Here is a 14,478-nt window from a genome sequence, read left to right as displayed (position 1 = left end):
TCTTTTTTAACTATGTTTATTCTTCAGTTCAAACCGTGGTGAGACCAGACCGTACAGCGTCCAGCCCATGAATGTCACCATCGCCCCATACAGCATCGCCTCCTGACCGGACGAGTAGAGCGCATAGAAGCTGTAAATCGCCCCAATCAGCGCCACGATATTGGCCGCCCGGGCTTTGCGCGGATCCACCTTCGCCACCTTCTGAATAATCACCAGCGCCGCCATCGACAGAATGTACGGAATGATGTTCGTCACCACCGCCAGGTTGACCAGCACGTTAAACTGGCTGTTCAGTGACGGGCTGATGGTCATCAGCGACAATCCGCTCTGGAAGATGACAATCGCCAGCATGCCCTGCACCGGTGCATCCGCTTTGGTGACGCGGGAGAAGATTTTCGGGAAATAACCTTCGTCAGCGGAAGATTTGAATACCTGGGCGATGGTGAACTGCCAGCCCAGCAGCGAGCCGCAGCAGGACATCACCATCAGTCCCATGATCACTTTCCCTACCTCCGGCGTAAACATCTGCGCAAACGCCAGTCCGAACGGCGCCGTGGAGTTAGCCAGATCCATGTTGGGCACAATTCCCGCAATCACGTTGGTTGAGACGATATAGATCACCGCCGCCCCCAGCGTCCCGCCGAGTACCGCGATCGGCACATTTTTCTCCGGGTTTTCCACCACTTCCGCATTCGCACAGGCCGACTCCAGCCCGAGGAAGGCCCACAGCGTCATGGCGATGGACGATCCCACGGCGGTGAAGAACGGTACGTGATGCGGATTCCAGGAATTGGCGTACAGCGTCGGGCTGAACCAGAACCAACCGATGATGCACAGGCCGACAACCGGGATGATGACGCCCCAGACGGTGATGCTGCTGAGCTGTCCGGTGATGCGCGCGCCGCCAAAGTTAGCGACGGTGCAGATCCAGAGCACGCCGATGGTCGCCAGCCCAATTTGCACCGGGGTCAGCGTCGCGCCAAACAGCTCTGTGCCGTAACCGACAGCGGAAATGGCAATCGCCACATTGGCGATCAGCAGCGACACGCCATAGGTATAGTTCGCCATAAAGTTACCGGACTTACCAAACGCATATTCGGCATAGCCGCCCATCCCGCCGGACTTGCGGCTGAACATACCGCACTTGGCAAACGCCCACGCCAGCGCCATCGAACCCACGGCGGTAACAAGCCAGGAGATAATCGAAATCGTCCCCACTTCAGCGAGCTTGGTGGGGAGCATGATGATCCCCGAACCCATCATATTCACCATGGTGAGAATAGTGAGTTGCACCACGCCCATCTTGTTGGCCTTACTCATAATTTTTCTCCTTTCAGCAGCGATGGCTGAGCGGCAGGTTGTTTGATGACGTAGCAGCGCACCTGTTTGCGACCGTCACACTCCTCGACGTAAACCCCCTGTAACTCCGGCGCAAAACCCGGCAGCAGATTGATCCCTTCTTCCAGCGCGGCGAAATAGCGCAGCACGGAACCGCCCCAGACTTCTCCCGGCACCACGCACAACACCCCCGGTGGGTAAGGCAGCGCGCCTTCCGCGGCGATACGGCCTTCCGCGTCGCGCAGGGACACCAGCTCGACCTCACCGCGCAGATAGGCATAGTTCGCCTCCTGCGGGTTCATCATGACGCGTGGGAAGTGAGACTTGCGGAACATCTCTTTTTGCAGTTGCTTCACGTTATGGCGGGCGTAGAGGTCATGCATCTCCTGACAAATCTGACGCAGGGTATAATCCGCATAACGTTCCGGATGTTGCTTATAAAGAGAGGGCAGAACCTCTTTCAGCGGCACATCGCTCTGGAGCAGTTTTTCGAAGCGCACCAGCTGGGCGACGAGCTGCTGCAATTTGCCCATGTCCTCCGCCGGGGTGAGCAGGAACAGAATGGAATTGAGGTCGCATTTTTCCGGCACGATGCCGTTTTCACGCAGGAAGTTGGCGAGGATGGTGGCGGGCACGCCGAAATCATCGTACTCACCGGTGCGGGCGTTGATGCCCGGCGTAGTTAGCAGCAGTTTGCAGGGATCGATAAAATACTGATGCTCGGCGTATCCCTCAAAGGCGTGCCAGCGTTCGCCCGGAACGAAATGGAAGAAGCGCAGATCGGTCGCAATCTCTGCCGTATCCCAGCTTTCCCATGGACGGCCATCCACCGTCTCCGGCACGAACGGACGAATAAACTGACAGTTCTGAAGGATCAGTTTCCGCGCTTCGATACCCGTCACCACGCAGTCCATCCACATGTTGCGCCCACTTTGCCCCTCGTGCATGCGGGCGTTGATATCCAGGGCGGCAAACAGCGGATAAAAGGGGCTGGTGGAGGCGTGCATCATAAAGGCGTTGTTGAGGCGTTTATGCGGGACATAGCGCGGCTGGCCTTTTATGTGGCTGTCCTTCTTATGGATTTGCGAGGTTTGCGAGAAGCCCGCCTGCTGCTTATGCACCGACTGGGTCACCAGAATGCCCGGATCGTTTTCGTTCAGCTCCAGCAGCAGCGGCGAGCAGTCGGCCATCATCGGGATAAACTGCTCGTAACCCACCCAGGCGGAGTCAAACAGAATGTAATCGCACAGGTGACCAATCTTATCCACCACCTGACGGGCGTTATAAATGGTACCGTCGTAGGTGCCCAGCTGGATCACCGCCAGACGGAACGGACGTTCATCCCGCGCACGGCCAGGCGCGACCTCTGACACCAGCTCCCGCAGGTAGCTCTCGTCGAAACAGTGTGCGTCGATACCGCCGATAAACCCGTACGGGTTGCGCGCCGTTTCCAGATACACCGGCGTCGCGCCCGCCTGTAACAGCGCCCCGTGGTGATTAGATTTATGGTTATTGCGATCGAACAGCACCAGATCGCCTGGCGTGAGCAGGGCATTGAGCACCACCTTGTTAGAAGAGGAGGTGCCGTTCAGCACGAAGTAGGTTTTATCCGCATTAAAGACTTTTGCCGCATGCTGCTGGGCGATGCATGGCGCGCCTTCGTGGATCAGCAGATCGCCCATTGCCACGTCGGCATTGCACAGATCGGCGCGGAAAAGCGTTTCGCCAAAGAAATCGACAAACTGGTTTCCGGCCGGATGGCGGCGGAAGAACTGGCCTCCCTGATGTCCGGGGCAGTCAAACGCGCTGTTCCCCTGCTGGACGTAATCGACCAGCGCGCGGAAGAACGGCGGGCGGAGCTGGGTTTCGTACTTCTGTGCAGCCGCTTCAAGCTGGCGTCCGTAGTACGCATTGCTGGTGTCGGAGTACTCAAAAACGCCGTGAATACGCGACAGAAATTCAGCCGGAACCCTTTCTTCTTTATGCGTGGCAATAAACACCGGGATACCGAATCCCGTGGCTTCAATTTCTTCTATGGCGCCATTGAAAATATCGCTGACGGCCAGAACCACGGCTGCCACATCAATATAATCTGATGCGGTGATATCCACGATGTCGCGCGAAGTGGTAAAGCATTCAGGGCAGGAACGGCTGACGGCAATTTTTAACGTTTTCATCTTTATCTCTTTATTTCATGCAATATGGGGCCCTCGACTTCTTGCGGTAAAGAAATCGATTATTTCCGGAAAAAAAAGCAAAGCGTGTCCGCTGATACGAAATCAGTTAATTGCTTTTTTGCTGAGTAGAATTCAGTCCGCCCGGTTGCGGAGAATCTGAATCACAAGGAATGAGCGCAGGTGTTCACAGGCAACAGCCTGTAAAATAGCGTTTTTCAGGATAACCTGTAAGCAGATGCGCCAGAAGTCGAAGGACTACCGGGCGTTAAAGAGATGAAAGTCAAAACAGTTACGGTGGGCAAACATCATGATATGTGTTGTCCGCCTTATATGGGGCATTAAACGATTATTGTTTTCCATGCTCAGTTTCCTTTCAGTAATTGAAAGCATGGTCATTTTATCCAGGAAAAAGGGATTAACTGTGAAACAGATCACCAATAACCGATCATTTTAGAAATAATTAGTCGTTTTGAGTGAATAACGCAGATCAAAATGCTGTTTTGTTGGTTCGGTGTTAATTTGATGTTTTAATTGTGTTTAAAGAGGGCGGATATAGCTATGAAAATAAACTCATCGTTATTTTCATGGCTATATTAAGGCTGGTATGTTTTTTATTTAAAATTAAAGTGAATACTTATTCAGATCATAAACCGATATCCGATACCGGTTTCTGTTAATAAATGACGAGGACGCGCGGGATCGGCTTCAAGTTTCTGGCGAAGGTGTCCCATATAAATGCGTAAATAGTGACTATGCTCGACAGCATTCGGTCCCCAGACCTGGCTTAACAGCTGTCGCTGCGTTAACACTTTTCCGTGGTTATTGAGCAGCACGGCCAGCAGACGAAATTCGATAGGCGTAAGGTGGATCTCTTCTTCCCCTCGCACGATGCGGCGGGCGGCAAGATCGACGCGGATATCGCCAAAGGCGTACACCGGATCGGAAGGGGACGTGGCACTGTGTCGACGCAGCGCCACACGAAGCCGGGCCTGTAACTCGCCAATGCCAAACGGTTTGATCAGATAATCATCCGCTCCGGCATCCAGCGCGGCGATTTTATCCGTCTCTTCGGTGCGGGCAGAGAGCACCAGAATGGGCATCTGGCTCCACTGACGCACCTCACGAATAAAATCGATGCCGTCGCCATCCGGAAGTCCCAGATCCAGGATCACCAGATCTGGCTTGCGGGTGGCGGCTTCAATTAACCCCCGTTGAAGCGTACCGGCTTCATGCACGCGCAAGCCGTCGCCTTCCAGCGCGGTACGCAGAAATCGGCTGATAGCGAGCTCATCTTCAACAATCAGAACGTTAATCACAAATCCTCTGGTAATTCATCAAGTTCTGGTGGGGTTTCAAGAGGAAGTGTAACACAAAAGCGTGCCCCACCTTCCGGGCGGTTCTCTGCGGAAATGGTGCCACCATGCACGTCGACAATCGCCTGGCAGATCGCCAGACCCAGCCCAACGCCCGGAATGGCGGATTCCTTATTACCGCGCGCAAATTTTTCGAATATGGCGCGCTCCTGACCGGCCGGAATACCCGGCCCGTTATCCCAGACGTCGAGCCGCAGCACACGTTTATCCACCCTGGCAGCAATCCCCAGCCGGGCCTTTGTCCCGGCGTATTTAGCCGCGTTTTCCAGCAGATTAATCAGCACGCGCTCAAACAGCGGGCCATCCACATGGATTAACGTCAGGGGTTCCGGCATGTCCAGCTCAATATGGCGCCCGCCGAGACCCGGCTCCAGCATCTTCAGCGCACTGCCGACAACCTCCTCAAGGGTGAGCCACTCTTTTTTGAGGTTAAACCCGCCGGACTGAATGCGCGCCATGTCCAGCAGGTTGTTCACCAGGCGCGTGGTATTCAGCACGTGCTGGCGAATTTCGCTGGCCTGCATCGCGTGCTTTGATCCTTCCGCCGCCAGATCCAGCGTCAGAATTTCGGACTGGCCAAACAGCACGGTAAGCGGGGTGCGCAAATCGTGAGACAGCGCTGCCAGCAGCGAATTGCGAATACTTTCGCGCTCGCTTGCCAGCCGCGCCTGCTCTTCGCTGGCGGTGAGCGCCAGCCGTTCAAGGGCGCTGGCGACCAGCAGGGTGAAGGTTTCCAGCAGGCGCTGCTGCTCTGGGATCATCAGCTGACGCAGGTTAGACGGCTCGACGATGACCAGCCCGTGATTTTTATCCGCGCTGCGCAGCGGCAGGATCTGGTAAGGCACGCCGGGCAGCGTGTCGGTGCCGGCGCCGGCAGGTAACCCCTTATCGAAACTCCAGCGGGCAATCGCTTCATCCCAGGGCGTCATCCCCGAAGGGGAGGTCAGCGGGCGAAGGCGCCCCTGTTCGTCGGGGAGCAAAATCAGGTTACTGGCATGAAAGGTCGAACGGATAAACTGCTCGCTGGTCTGTACGATATCCCGCTGCGTGCGGCCAACCGCCAGCGATTTTGACATTTCATACAGATGGCGCGTGCGCTGCTCGCGATAGCGGGCAATGCGTGCCTGGTAGCGTACGCCTGCCGTCAGATTCCCGATCACCAGCCCGACGGTAAGCATCACGGCAAAGGTCAGAATGTACTGCACGTCCGAGACAGCAAGCGTCCCGCGCGGAGCGATAAAAAAAAGGTCGAAGCTGATGACGTTGATCACCGTTGCCAGCACCGACGGCCAGCGGCCATAAAAGAGCGCGACCACAACGACGCCGAGCAGATAAATCATGACCAGATTGGCGGCGTCGAAGGCGATGAGCCACTGGCTGGCAATCACCGTAATCAGGGCGCAAAGGACCACTGCCACCAGGCAACCCCGGATCTGAATGCGCCATTTATCGCCAAAGGTGCGAGCATCCGGCGTACGGTTGGGCAGTGGGGCGGGCTTGTCATCCAGCGCGACGATGACTAAATCAAGATCCGGCGCGCGGCGGGCCAGCCTGTCGGCAAAAGATTCGCGGCTAAACCAGCGGCGATGCTGTCGACGTCCAATGACAATCTTGCCCAGGTTGTGCTCGCGCGCGTAGCGCAGAATGGCTTTATCTTCCTGCGGTTCGGAAAGGGTGGCGGTTTCGGCACCCAGCTCCTGCGCCAGCCGCAGCGCGCTCAAAATGGCGCGACGCTGATTTTCTGGCAGGCCATGCAGCTGCGGCGTTTCGACGTAGACCGCGTGCCAGACGCTGCCAAATTTCGCTGCCAGCCGGGCGGCGGTGCGAACCAGTTTTTCGTTGCCGCTGCCGTGACCAATGCATAACAGAATGGCGTCCCGCGTGTGCCAGACGCGCTCTTGTCCCTGTAGGTCTCGCCAGGCGCGCATCTGGTCATCAACGCGATCGGCGGTGCGGCGCAGGGCCAGCTCGCGCAGGGCAATCAGGTTTCCTTTGCGGAAAAAATGTTCGATGGCGCGTTCGGCCTGGCCGGCAATATACACTTTGCCTTCGTGCAGGCGCTGGCGTAGATCGTCCGGCGGCAGGTCAACCAGTACGACTTCATCGGCAGAATCAAAAAACGGATCGGGGACGGTTTCCCGCACCTGGATACCGGTTACGCCGCTCACTACGTCGTTCAGGCTTTCCAGATGCTGAACATTTACCGTGGTGAAGACGTCAATGCCTGCCTCAAGCAGCTCCTCAACATCCTGCCAGCGCTTCGGATGGCGGGAGCCTGGCGCATTGCTGTGCGCCAGTTCGTCCATCAGGATCAGGGCAGGGCGGCGGGCGAGGGCGGCATCAAGATCAAACTCCGTGACCAGCCGCCCGCGATGGCTGATACGCTGGGGCGGCTGCGTCGCCAGCCCCGTCAGCAGCGCAGCCGTCTCTTTGCGACCGTGGGTTTCCACCACGCCGATGAGAATATCAAGCCCCTGCGCCCGAAGCCGCTGGGCTTCCGTCAGCATGGCGAAGGTTTTCCCGACGCCCGCGCAGGCGCCGAAGAAAATTTTCAGCTTGCCGCGGTGGGCTTCAGCCGTCTGTTCAAGCAGCCTGTCCGGATCCGGGCGCATGGGCTCGTCGGTCATTTAGTTCTTCCTTAGCGCGTCCAGCGCCAGATTCAGCTCAACAATGTTCACTATCGGCATGCCGATGAAGCTGACCAGCGGCTTTTGCGTATGTTCTGCGACCAGCTGGCTCACCTGCTCGACGGTCAGCTGACGGGCGGCTGCCACGCGTGGGATCTGCCACACCACCGCATCCGGCGTCAGGCTGTAATCCAGCCCGCTCGCGGAAGCGGTGATCAGCTCAACCGGCACCTCACGGCTGGCCTGCGGATTCGCGGCGCGCAGGGCGGCAACGCGTTCAGCAACGGCTTTGTCCAGGTCAGGATTACTGCCAGCCAGATTGCTGCCGCCGGAGGCCATTGGATTATACGGGCTTTCCGCAGTGGCGGAAGGGCGTCCCTGGAAGTAGCGCGGGTCCGTAAAGTTCTGCCCAATCAGACGCGAGCCGCGGTTTTCACCGTTCTGGATAATCAGCGAGCCGTTGGCCTGATCTTTAAACCACCACTGGCCCAGCGCGGTAGTCATCAGCGGGTAAAGCCCGCCGGTAATCAGAGACAGCAGAATAAACAACAGTATAGCGGGACGTAACATCGTCATTGGATCCACCTTTTAAACCAGCCCGAACAGCGTTAACAGCATGTCGATAACCTTGATCCCAATAAAGGGCACCACTAGCCCACCCAGACCGTAAATCCACAGGTTACGGCGCAGCATGGCGGCGGCCGTCAGCGGCTTATAGCTCACCCCTTTCAGCGCCAGCGGAATAAGAAAGACAATAATCAGCGCGTTGAAGATCACCGCGCTCAAAATGGCCGAGGCCGGAGAGTGCAGGTGCATCACGTTCAGGGCATTCAGCTGCGGGTAGGTTGCCGCAAAAGCCGCCGGAATGATGGCGAAATACTTCGCCACGTCGTTGGCGATACTGAACGTGGTCAGCGAGCCGCGCGTCATCAGCATCTGCTTCCCGATATGTACCACTTCGATCAGCTTGGTCGGGTTCGAGTCGAGATCCACCATGTTGCCCGCCTCTTTTGCCGCCTGGGTACCGGAGTTCATCGCCACCGCCACGTCGGCCTGCGCCAGCGCCGGGGCGTCGTTGGTGCCGTCGCCGGTCATCGCCACCAGACGGCCTTCCGCCTGATACTGGCGAATGAGTGCCAGCTTCGCTTCCGGCGTCGCTTCGGAAAGGAAATCATCCACGCCCGCTTCGGCGGCAATGGCCGCCGCAGTCAGACGGTTATCCCCGGTGATCATCACTGTTTTAATGCCCATCTTACGCATCTGGGCGAAACGCTCTTTAATACCGCCTTTAACGATATCCTTCAGGGCGATAACCCCCAGAACGCTTGCACCTTCCGCCACCACCAGCGGGGTTGCTCCCTGACGCGCCACGCTTTCCACCAGGTTGTCGACTTCCGGGGGGAAGTGTCCATTATTGGCTTCAATATGACGGCGAATGGCATCAACGGACCCTTTACGGATCATCCGGTCCTGAATGTTAATTCCGCTCATTCGGGTTTGCGCTGTGAAGGGCACGAACGTGGCGTGCAGGCTCTGAACGTCGCGCTGGCGCAGGTTAAAGCGCTGCTTGGCGAGGATCACGATACTGCGGCCTTCCGGCGTTTCATCGGCCAGCGAGGAAAGCTGCGCCGCGTCAGCCAGCGTTTTTTCATCCACGCCGGGAGCAGGTAGAAAGTCAGAGGCCTGACGATTGCCCAGGGTGATGGTCCCGGTTTTATCCAGCAGCAGCACGTCTACGTCACCCGCCGCTTCAACGGCGCGTCCGCTGGTGGCGATGACGTTCGCGCCCAGCATCCGGCTCATCCCCGCCACGCCAATCGCGGAAAGCAGGCCGCCGATAGTGGTGGGGATCAGACAGACGAGCAGGGCGATCAGTACGGTGATGCTAACCGCTGTACCGCCGTAGGCGGAGAAAGGCCACAGGGTCGCCGTTGCCAGCAGGAAAACAATGGTGAGCGCCACCAGCAGAATGGTCAGGGCGATCTCGTTCGGCGTTTTACGACGCTGTGCGCCTTCCACCATGGCGATCATCCGGTCGAGAAAGGTTTCGCCCGGGTTAACGCTGCACTGGATCACCAGCCAGTCGGAAAGAATGCGCGTTCCGCCGGTAACTGAGGCGAAATCTCCGCCCGACTCACGGATCACCGGTGCGGATTCCCCGGTAATGGCGCTTTCGTCTACCGATGCGCCGCCCTCAATCACCTCACCGTCGCAGGGGATGATGTCGCCAGCTTCCACCAGCACCACGTCACCTTTGCGCAGTTCATCCGCCGGAACGTGGTCCATCTGCGCGCCGTATTTAGGTTCGCGTAATTTGCGCGCAAAGGCGGTCTTTTTTACCCCTTTCAGGCTGTTGGCCTGTGCCTTACTGCGGCCTTCCGCTAACGCTTCGGCGAAGTTGGCGAACAGCACGGTAAACCACAGCCACAGGCTGATGGCGGCGGTAAAGGTTGCATTCCCTGAAAGGTGTCCCGTTCCCATGGCAATCGCCAGTGCGGTGGTGAGTAAACTTCCAGTCCAGACAATAAACATCACCGGGTTGTGCCACTGCACGCGCGGGCTCAGTTTTTTTACCGCATCCATGAGGGCCTGACGAACTAACGTCGGTTCGAGCAGGGCCAGTTGTTTACGACTCATGACAAATTCTCCGCAAAATCAGCGTAAAGAGAGATATTCCGCAACCGGGCCTAACGCGAGGGCGGGGATAAAGGTCAGGGCACCCACCAGTAAAACGGTGCCAATCAGCAGGCCGACGAACAGCGCGCCGTGAGTCGGTAACGTACCGGTGGTGGTCGGCTGGATCTTCTTATTCACCAGTGTTCCAGCGATCGCCATGACGGGAATAATCACGCCGAAACGTCCGATGAACATGCAGAACGCCAGCAAACAGTTCCAGAACGGCGAGTTGGCGCTTAATCCTGCAAAGGCGCTGCCGTTGTTGTTGGCGGCAGACGAAACGGCGTAAAGCACTTCGCTAAAGCCGTGAATGCCCGGGTTAAAGATGCCGTTGCGCCCGGCGTCGGTCATCAGCGCCAGCGCGGTACCGAGCAGCACAAGGGTGGGGGTGACCAGAATTGCCAGCGCGGTTAATTTCATTTCGCGGACGTCGATTTTTTTGCCGAGATACTCCGGCGTGCGACCGATCATTAGCCCGGCGATAAACACGGCGAGCAGAACGAACAACAGCATGCCGTATAGCCCCGAACCGACCCCACCGAAAACTACCTCGCCAATCTGCATCAGCCACATCGGGATCATGCCGCCGAGCGCGGTAAAAGAGTCGTGCATGGCGTTCACTGCCCCGCAGGAGGCCGCCGTGGTGACCACCGCATAGAGGCTGCTGGCAAGAATGCCGAAGCGGCTCTCTTTGCCTTCCAGGTTGATATTGCTGTTAGCCCCCAGCTGCATGAAGTGGCTGTTGCCGTTCCATTCGGCCCACATCACCAGTGCTACGCAGACCACGAAGATCAACGACATCGCCCACAGCAGCGTACGTCCCTGGCGGCGATCGTTAACCACATCGCCAAAGGCGAAGCAGAGCGCGGCGGGGATCAGGAAGATCGCCAGCATCTGTACAAAATTGGTTAATGCCGTTGGGTTTTCAAACGGATGCGATGAGTTGGCGTTGAAGAAGCCGCCGCCGTTGGTGCCCAGCATCTTGATCGCTTCCTGCGACGCCACCGGCCCCATAGGAAGGAGTTCCCTGGCCCCTTCAAGCGAGGTGTAAGGGGTATAAGGCAGCAGGTTTTGCAGAGTGCCTTGCTGAATAAAGAACAGGGCAATAATCAGCGCAACAGGCACCAGGATCCAAAGGGTGATGCGCGTGACATCAACCCAGGCGTTGCCGAGGGTGCTGACATTCTGACGGGCAAACGCGCGCGTCAGGGCGAAGATCACCGCGATACCGCTGGCCGCAGAAAGAAAGTTTTGCACGGTTAACCCGGCCATCTGGCTGAAGTAGCTGAGCGTGGTTTCACCAGCGTAAGACTGCCAGTTGGTGTTGGTGACAAAGCTGACCGCCGTGTTCAGCGCCAGATGCCAGGATAAACCCGGTAACTGCTGCGGGTTCAACGGCAGACTGCCCTGGAGCATCAGCAGCGTAAAGAGGGCAATAAGCCCCAGGATATTCAGAAGCAGTATCGCCATCAGGTACTGGCGCCAGTTCATTTCCCGATCGCTGATACCTGAAATGCGCCAGAGCACGTTTTCAATATTTCGCGTGCCCGGCAATGGCACGTTGTTTATCAGACGCGCCAGCGCTGTTCCCAGCGGCCTGGCGAGCACAAACAGCACCAGTAAAAAGCTGGCAATAAGCAAAAACGCCTGAGCAGCCATCAGAATGCCTCCGCATTAATCAGGGCATAAATCAGATAACCCAATAACAGGAACACCAGCACGATGCCGGCAATCAGACCTGCACTCACAATCCACCTCCGGGTGACTTTTGTTGTTGTACAAACGGTAGGATTTATGACGCAAAGATTTCGCAAAAATCAGAAGGGCAGGTGTAAAAAAAGTATAAAAAGGGAAAGACCACAATTTAACTATTGGTAAGTAAATCGTTAACTTTTTTGTAACTTAATTACAGGCGGGAATGTAAATATTCACGAAATGGATGAAAATAAGTGGTCGGATGAGTAGTAAAATTACAAACAAAGCGGTAATATTTTAACCAGGTCACAGATTTCACATTTTTCGGAGACGGTTTCCGGCCAACTACAGGGGAGAAAATTATGGATCTTTATAAAGAGTTTCCGGCTCATATCATTTTCATGCGTCGCACTTTCGCCGTAGTGGCTGGCGTGTTGGCCCTGCCGGTGATGCTGTTCTGGAAAGATCGCGCACGTTTCTACAGTTACCTGCACCGCGTCTGGGCGAAAACCAGCGAGAAGCCGGTGTGGATGGATCAGGCCGAGAAAGCGACCTGCGATTTCTACTGATACGGTGTGACATCGTAGCCATAAAAAAACCGCCTACAGCAATGTGGCGGTTTTTTTGTCCCTAGGGATTCGCGGTCCGTTGGGTGGTTTTCAAGCTCTCACACAGAGGCTTACAAGCATACTTCTGCTGGTTTAATAAGCAAACGCTTCACTCCTAAATAAATTCTTAAAAACAGGTTCAATGGATGACGCTTTGCTCACGTGATGCCTACTATGCAGCGTCCCTTTCCGCCATCTCGCAAATGGGCACCGGTCCCGGGAAAGGTGTTACCACAACCGTGAGTCAGGCTCCACACAGAGCTTGTGTCCACCGATTTATCACCGGTGGTGATAGGTGGAGCGGTTAGCAGCAGGGACCGCATAGTGAAACGCTATTTATGCATCGCGTTCATTGTCGCCAGCGCACTCGTTGTAAAGAGTGATAAACCGGATGTGTTTATTGCCTTTACCCTGATAGCGCAGGACAAGTAGCGTTAAGGCCGCCTCGGGCGGCCTTTTTTATTTCATCCCGTCTACACTTCATGGCAAAGTAGTTCAATGCGTGCCTTTTTCCTTTTACGGCATGCCCTTACGGACATAATGGACAATTGCAGGAGTTTTATGCCCACCCATCTGGTTTGGTTTCGCGCGGATTTACGCATTCACGACAACTTCGCTCTCGCGGCGGCCTGCCGCGCTAAAGACGCGAATGTGCTGGCCCTGTTTATCGCCACGCCTGAACAGTGGCGGCAGCATGACATGGCGCCCCGGCAAGCGGCACTACTCAGCGCGTATCTGAATGACCTGCAACATTCACTGGCTGAAAAAGGCATTCCGCTGATCTATAAAGAGGCCCATGATTTTGCCGCGCAGCGCCAGACGGTGCAGGCAATCTGCCAGCAGCACGCAGTAACGCATCTTTATTACAACTATCAGTATGAATTCAACGAGCAACAGCGGGATCGTCAGCTGGAGAAAACCCTTGCGGGCGTGGTCTGTGAAGGCTTTGATGACAGCGTGATGCTCGCGCCGGGCAGCGTAATGACCGGTAGCCACGAAATGTATAAAGTTTTCACGCCGTTTAAAAATGCCTTTATCAAACGCCTGAAAGAGGGACTACCTGAGTGCGTTACCGCCCCGACCGTGAGAGGGGAAACGATAACGGATCTGCCGGCGATCAGGCTGAATTATCCCCAGCAGTCGTTCGATGAAACAGTATTCCCCGCCAGTGAGAAAGCAGCTATTGACCGGTTGCGTCAGTTCTGCACGCAGGGGGCGGCAGAGTACGAGGCGCGTCGGGATTTTCCAGCGACTGAAGGCACCAGCCGCTTGTCGGCCTGTTTAGCGCTGGGCGCGCTCTCTCCGCGCCAGTGTTTACATCGCCTGCTGGCGGAACAGCCTCAGGCCTTAGACGGGGGGGCGGGCGCAGTGTGGCTGAACGAACTGATCTGGCGTGAGTTTTATCGCCATCTGATGACGTATCATCCTGATTTGTGTAAACATCGGCCCTTTATTCACTGGACCGAACAGGTACAGTGGCAGTCGAATGAGAAGCTGCTTAAAGCATGGCAGCGTGGGCTCACCGGCTTCCCGATTGTTGATGCGGCTATGCGGCAGCTCAATGAAACCGGGTGGATGCATAACCGTCTGCGTATGATTACCGCCAGCTTCCTGGTGAAGGATCTGCTTATCGACTGGCGAACCGGAGAGCGTTATTTTATCTCTCAGCTGATCGATGGCGATCTGGCGGCGAATAACGGCGGCTGGCAGTGGGCGGCCTCCACCGGAACGGATGCGGCTCCCTATTTTCGGATCTTCAATCCGACCACGCAGGGACAACGATTTGACGCCGACGGCGAGTTTATCCGTCGCTGGCTGCCTGAGCTAAAGGATGTCCCGGCCAAAGCCATTCATGAACCCTGGGTATGGGCGGATAAACAGCGTGTTACCCTGAACTATCCCCGTCCCATTGTCGACCATAAACAGGCGCGCGTCGCCACGCTGGCGGCGTACGAAGCCGCCCGAAAAGTTTGAGAGAATGATG

Annotated in this window: 11 protein-coding genes; 2 read left to right on the top strand and 9 right to left on the bottom strand. The window is 56.4% G+C overall.

Going from position 1 to position 14,478, the window contains the following annotated elements:
* Positions 1-6: 6 nt before the first annotated feature.
* The 9 genes from potE to kdpF form a co-directional block, all read right to left on the bottom strand.
* Positions 7-1,320 carry a putrescine-ornithine antiporter gene (gene potE / locus H2Z33_RS01340; RefSeq protein WP_003858648.1) on the bottom strand — a complete coding sequence of 438 codons (1,314 nt, stop codon included), beginning with the start codon at positions 1,318-1,320 and terminating at the stop codon, positions 7-9.
* Positions 1,317-3,515, bottom strand: a complete 2,199-nt coding sequence (gene speF, locus H2Z33_RS01335; protein WP_063134796.1) for an ornithine decarboxylase SpeF — start codon at positions 3,513-3,515, stop codon at positions 1,317-1,319. The genes potE and speF overlap by 4 nt, the downstream gene beginning before the upstream one ends.
* 255 nt (positions 3,516-3,770) lie before the next feature.
* Positions 3,771-3,875, bottom strand: coding sequence for a leader peptide SpeFL (gene speFL, locus H2Z33_RS01330; protein ID WP_003858645.1), 105 nt, complete (start codon positions 3,873-3,875; stop codon positions 3,771-3,773).
* A 278-nt stretch (positions 3,876-4,153) separates the two neighbouring features.
* Entirely contained in the window at positions 4,154-4,831 is a 678-nt protein-coding gene (gene kdpE / locus H2Z33_RS01325) for a two-component system response regulator KdpE (protein WP_003858643.1), read from the bottom strand.
* Positions 4,828-7,515 carry a two-component system sensor histidine kinase KdpD gene (kdpD, locus tag H2Z33_RS01320; protein WP_015571120.1) on the bottom strand — a complete coding sequence of 896 codons (2,688 nt, stop codon included), beginning with the start codon at positions 7,513-7,515 and terminating at the stop codon, positions 4,828-4,830. The genes kdpE and kdpD overlap by 4 nt, the downstream gene beginning before the upstream one ends.
* A complete protein-coding gene (gene kdpC, locus H2Z33_RS01315; protein WP_032652982.1) occupies positions 7,516-8,091 on the bottom strand; it encodes a potassium-transporting ATPase subunit KdpC in 576 nt (191 codons plus the stop codon).
* Between the two features lie 12 nt (positions 8,092-8,103).
* On the bottom strand, positions 8,104-10,152 hold the full coding sequence (gene kdpB, locus H2Z33_RS01310; protein ID WP_032652983.1) for a potassium-transporting ATPase subunit KdpB: 2,049 nt from the start codon (positions 10,150-10,152) through the stop codon (positions 8,104-8,106).
* A gap of 18 nt (positions 10,153-10,170) precedes the next feature.
* Entirely contained in the window at positions 10,171-11,850 is a 1,680-nt protein-coding gene (kdpA, locus tag H2Z33_RS01305) for a potassium-transporting ATPase subunit KdpA (RefSeq protein ID WP_023296127.1), read from the bottom strand.
* Positions 11,850-11,939, bottom strand: coding sequence for a K(+)-transporting ATPase subunit F (gene kdpF / locus H2Z33_RS01300; protein WP_003858638.1), 90 nt, complete (start codon positions 11,937-11,939; stop codon positions 11,850-11,852). Before kdpF ends, kdpA begins: the two co-directional genes overlap by 1 nt.
* Before the next feature lie 309 nt (positions 11,940-12,248).
* On the opposite strand from kdpF, the gene H2Z33_RS01295 reads away from it, so the two are divergent.
* Together H2Z33_RS01295 and phrB are read left to right on the top strand one after the other, a co-directional pair.
* Positions 12,249-12,455: a YbfA family protein gene (locus H2Z33_RS01295; protein WP_003858637.1), complete on the top strand. Its 207-nt coding sequence runs from the start codon at positions 12,249-12,251 to the stop codon at positions 12,453-12,455.
* A gap of 600 nt (positions 12,456-13,055) precedes the next feature.
* The gene (phrB, locus tag H2Z33_RS01290; protein ID WP_045349810.1) at positions 13,056-14,468 is read left to right on the top strand and encodes a deoxyribodipyrimidine photo-lyase; all 1,413 of its coding nucleotides are present in this window, start codon (positions 13,056-13,058) and stop codon (positions 14,466-14,468) included.
* The last annotated feature ends 10 nt before the right edge of the window (positions 14,469-14,478 follow it).

Source organism: Enterobacter sp. YSU, assembly GCF_016082135.1.
GTDB lineage: Bacteria > Pseudomonadota > Gammaproteobacteria > Enterobacterales > Enterobacteriaceae > Enterobacter > Enterobacter hormaechei_C.
The sequence above is the reverse complement of the archived record's forward strand: the minus strand, read 5'-3'. Positions and strand labels throughout refer to the sequence as shown.

Bases quoted from the DNA above. Each gene is read 5' to 3' on its own strand.
- potE (WP_003858648.1), bottom strand. From the start codon at position 1,320: ATGAGTAAGGCCAACAAGATGGGCGTGGTGCAACTCACTATTCTCACC.
- phrB (WP_045349810.1), top strand. From the start codon at position 13,056: ATGCCCACCCATCTGGTTTGGTTTCGCGCGGATTTACGCATTCACGAC.
- kdpB (WP_032652983.1), bottom strand. From the start codon at position 10,152: ATGAGTCGTAAACAACTGGCCCTGCTCGAACCGACGTTAGTTCGTCAG.
- kdpD (WP_015571120.1), bottom strand. From the start codon at position 7,515: ATGACCGACGAGCCCATGCGCCCGGATCCGGACAGGCTGCTTGAACAG.
- kdpA (WP_023296127.1), bottom strand. From the start codon at position 11,850: ATGGCTGCTCAGGCGTTTTTGCTTATTGCCAGCTTTTTACTGGTGCTG.
- H2Z33_RS01295 (WP_003858637.1), top strand. From the start codon at position 12,249: ATGGATCTTTATAAAGAGTTTCCGGCTCATATCATTTTCATGCGTCGC.
- kdpC (WP_032652982.1), bottom strand. From the start codon at position 8,091: ATGACGATGTTACGTCCCGCTATACTGTTGTTTATTCTGCTGTCTCTG.
- speFL (WP_003858645.1), bottom strand. From the start codon at position 3,875: ATGGAAAACAATAATCGTTTAATGCCCCATATAAGGCGGACAACACAT.
- speF (WP_063134796.1), bottom strand. From the start codon at position 3,515: ATGAAAACGTTAAAAATTGCCGTCAGCCGTTCCTGCCCTGAATGCTTT.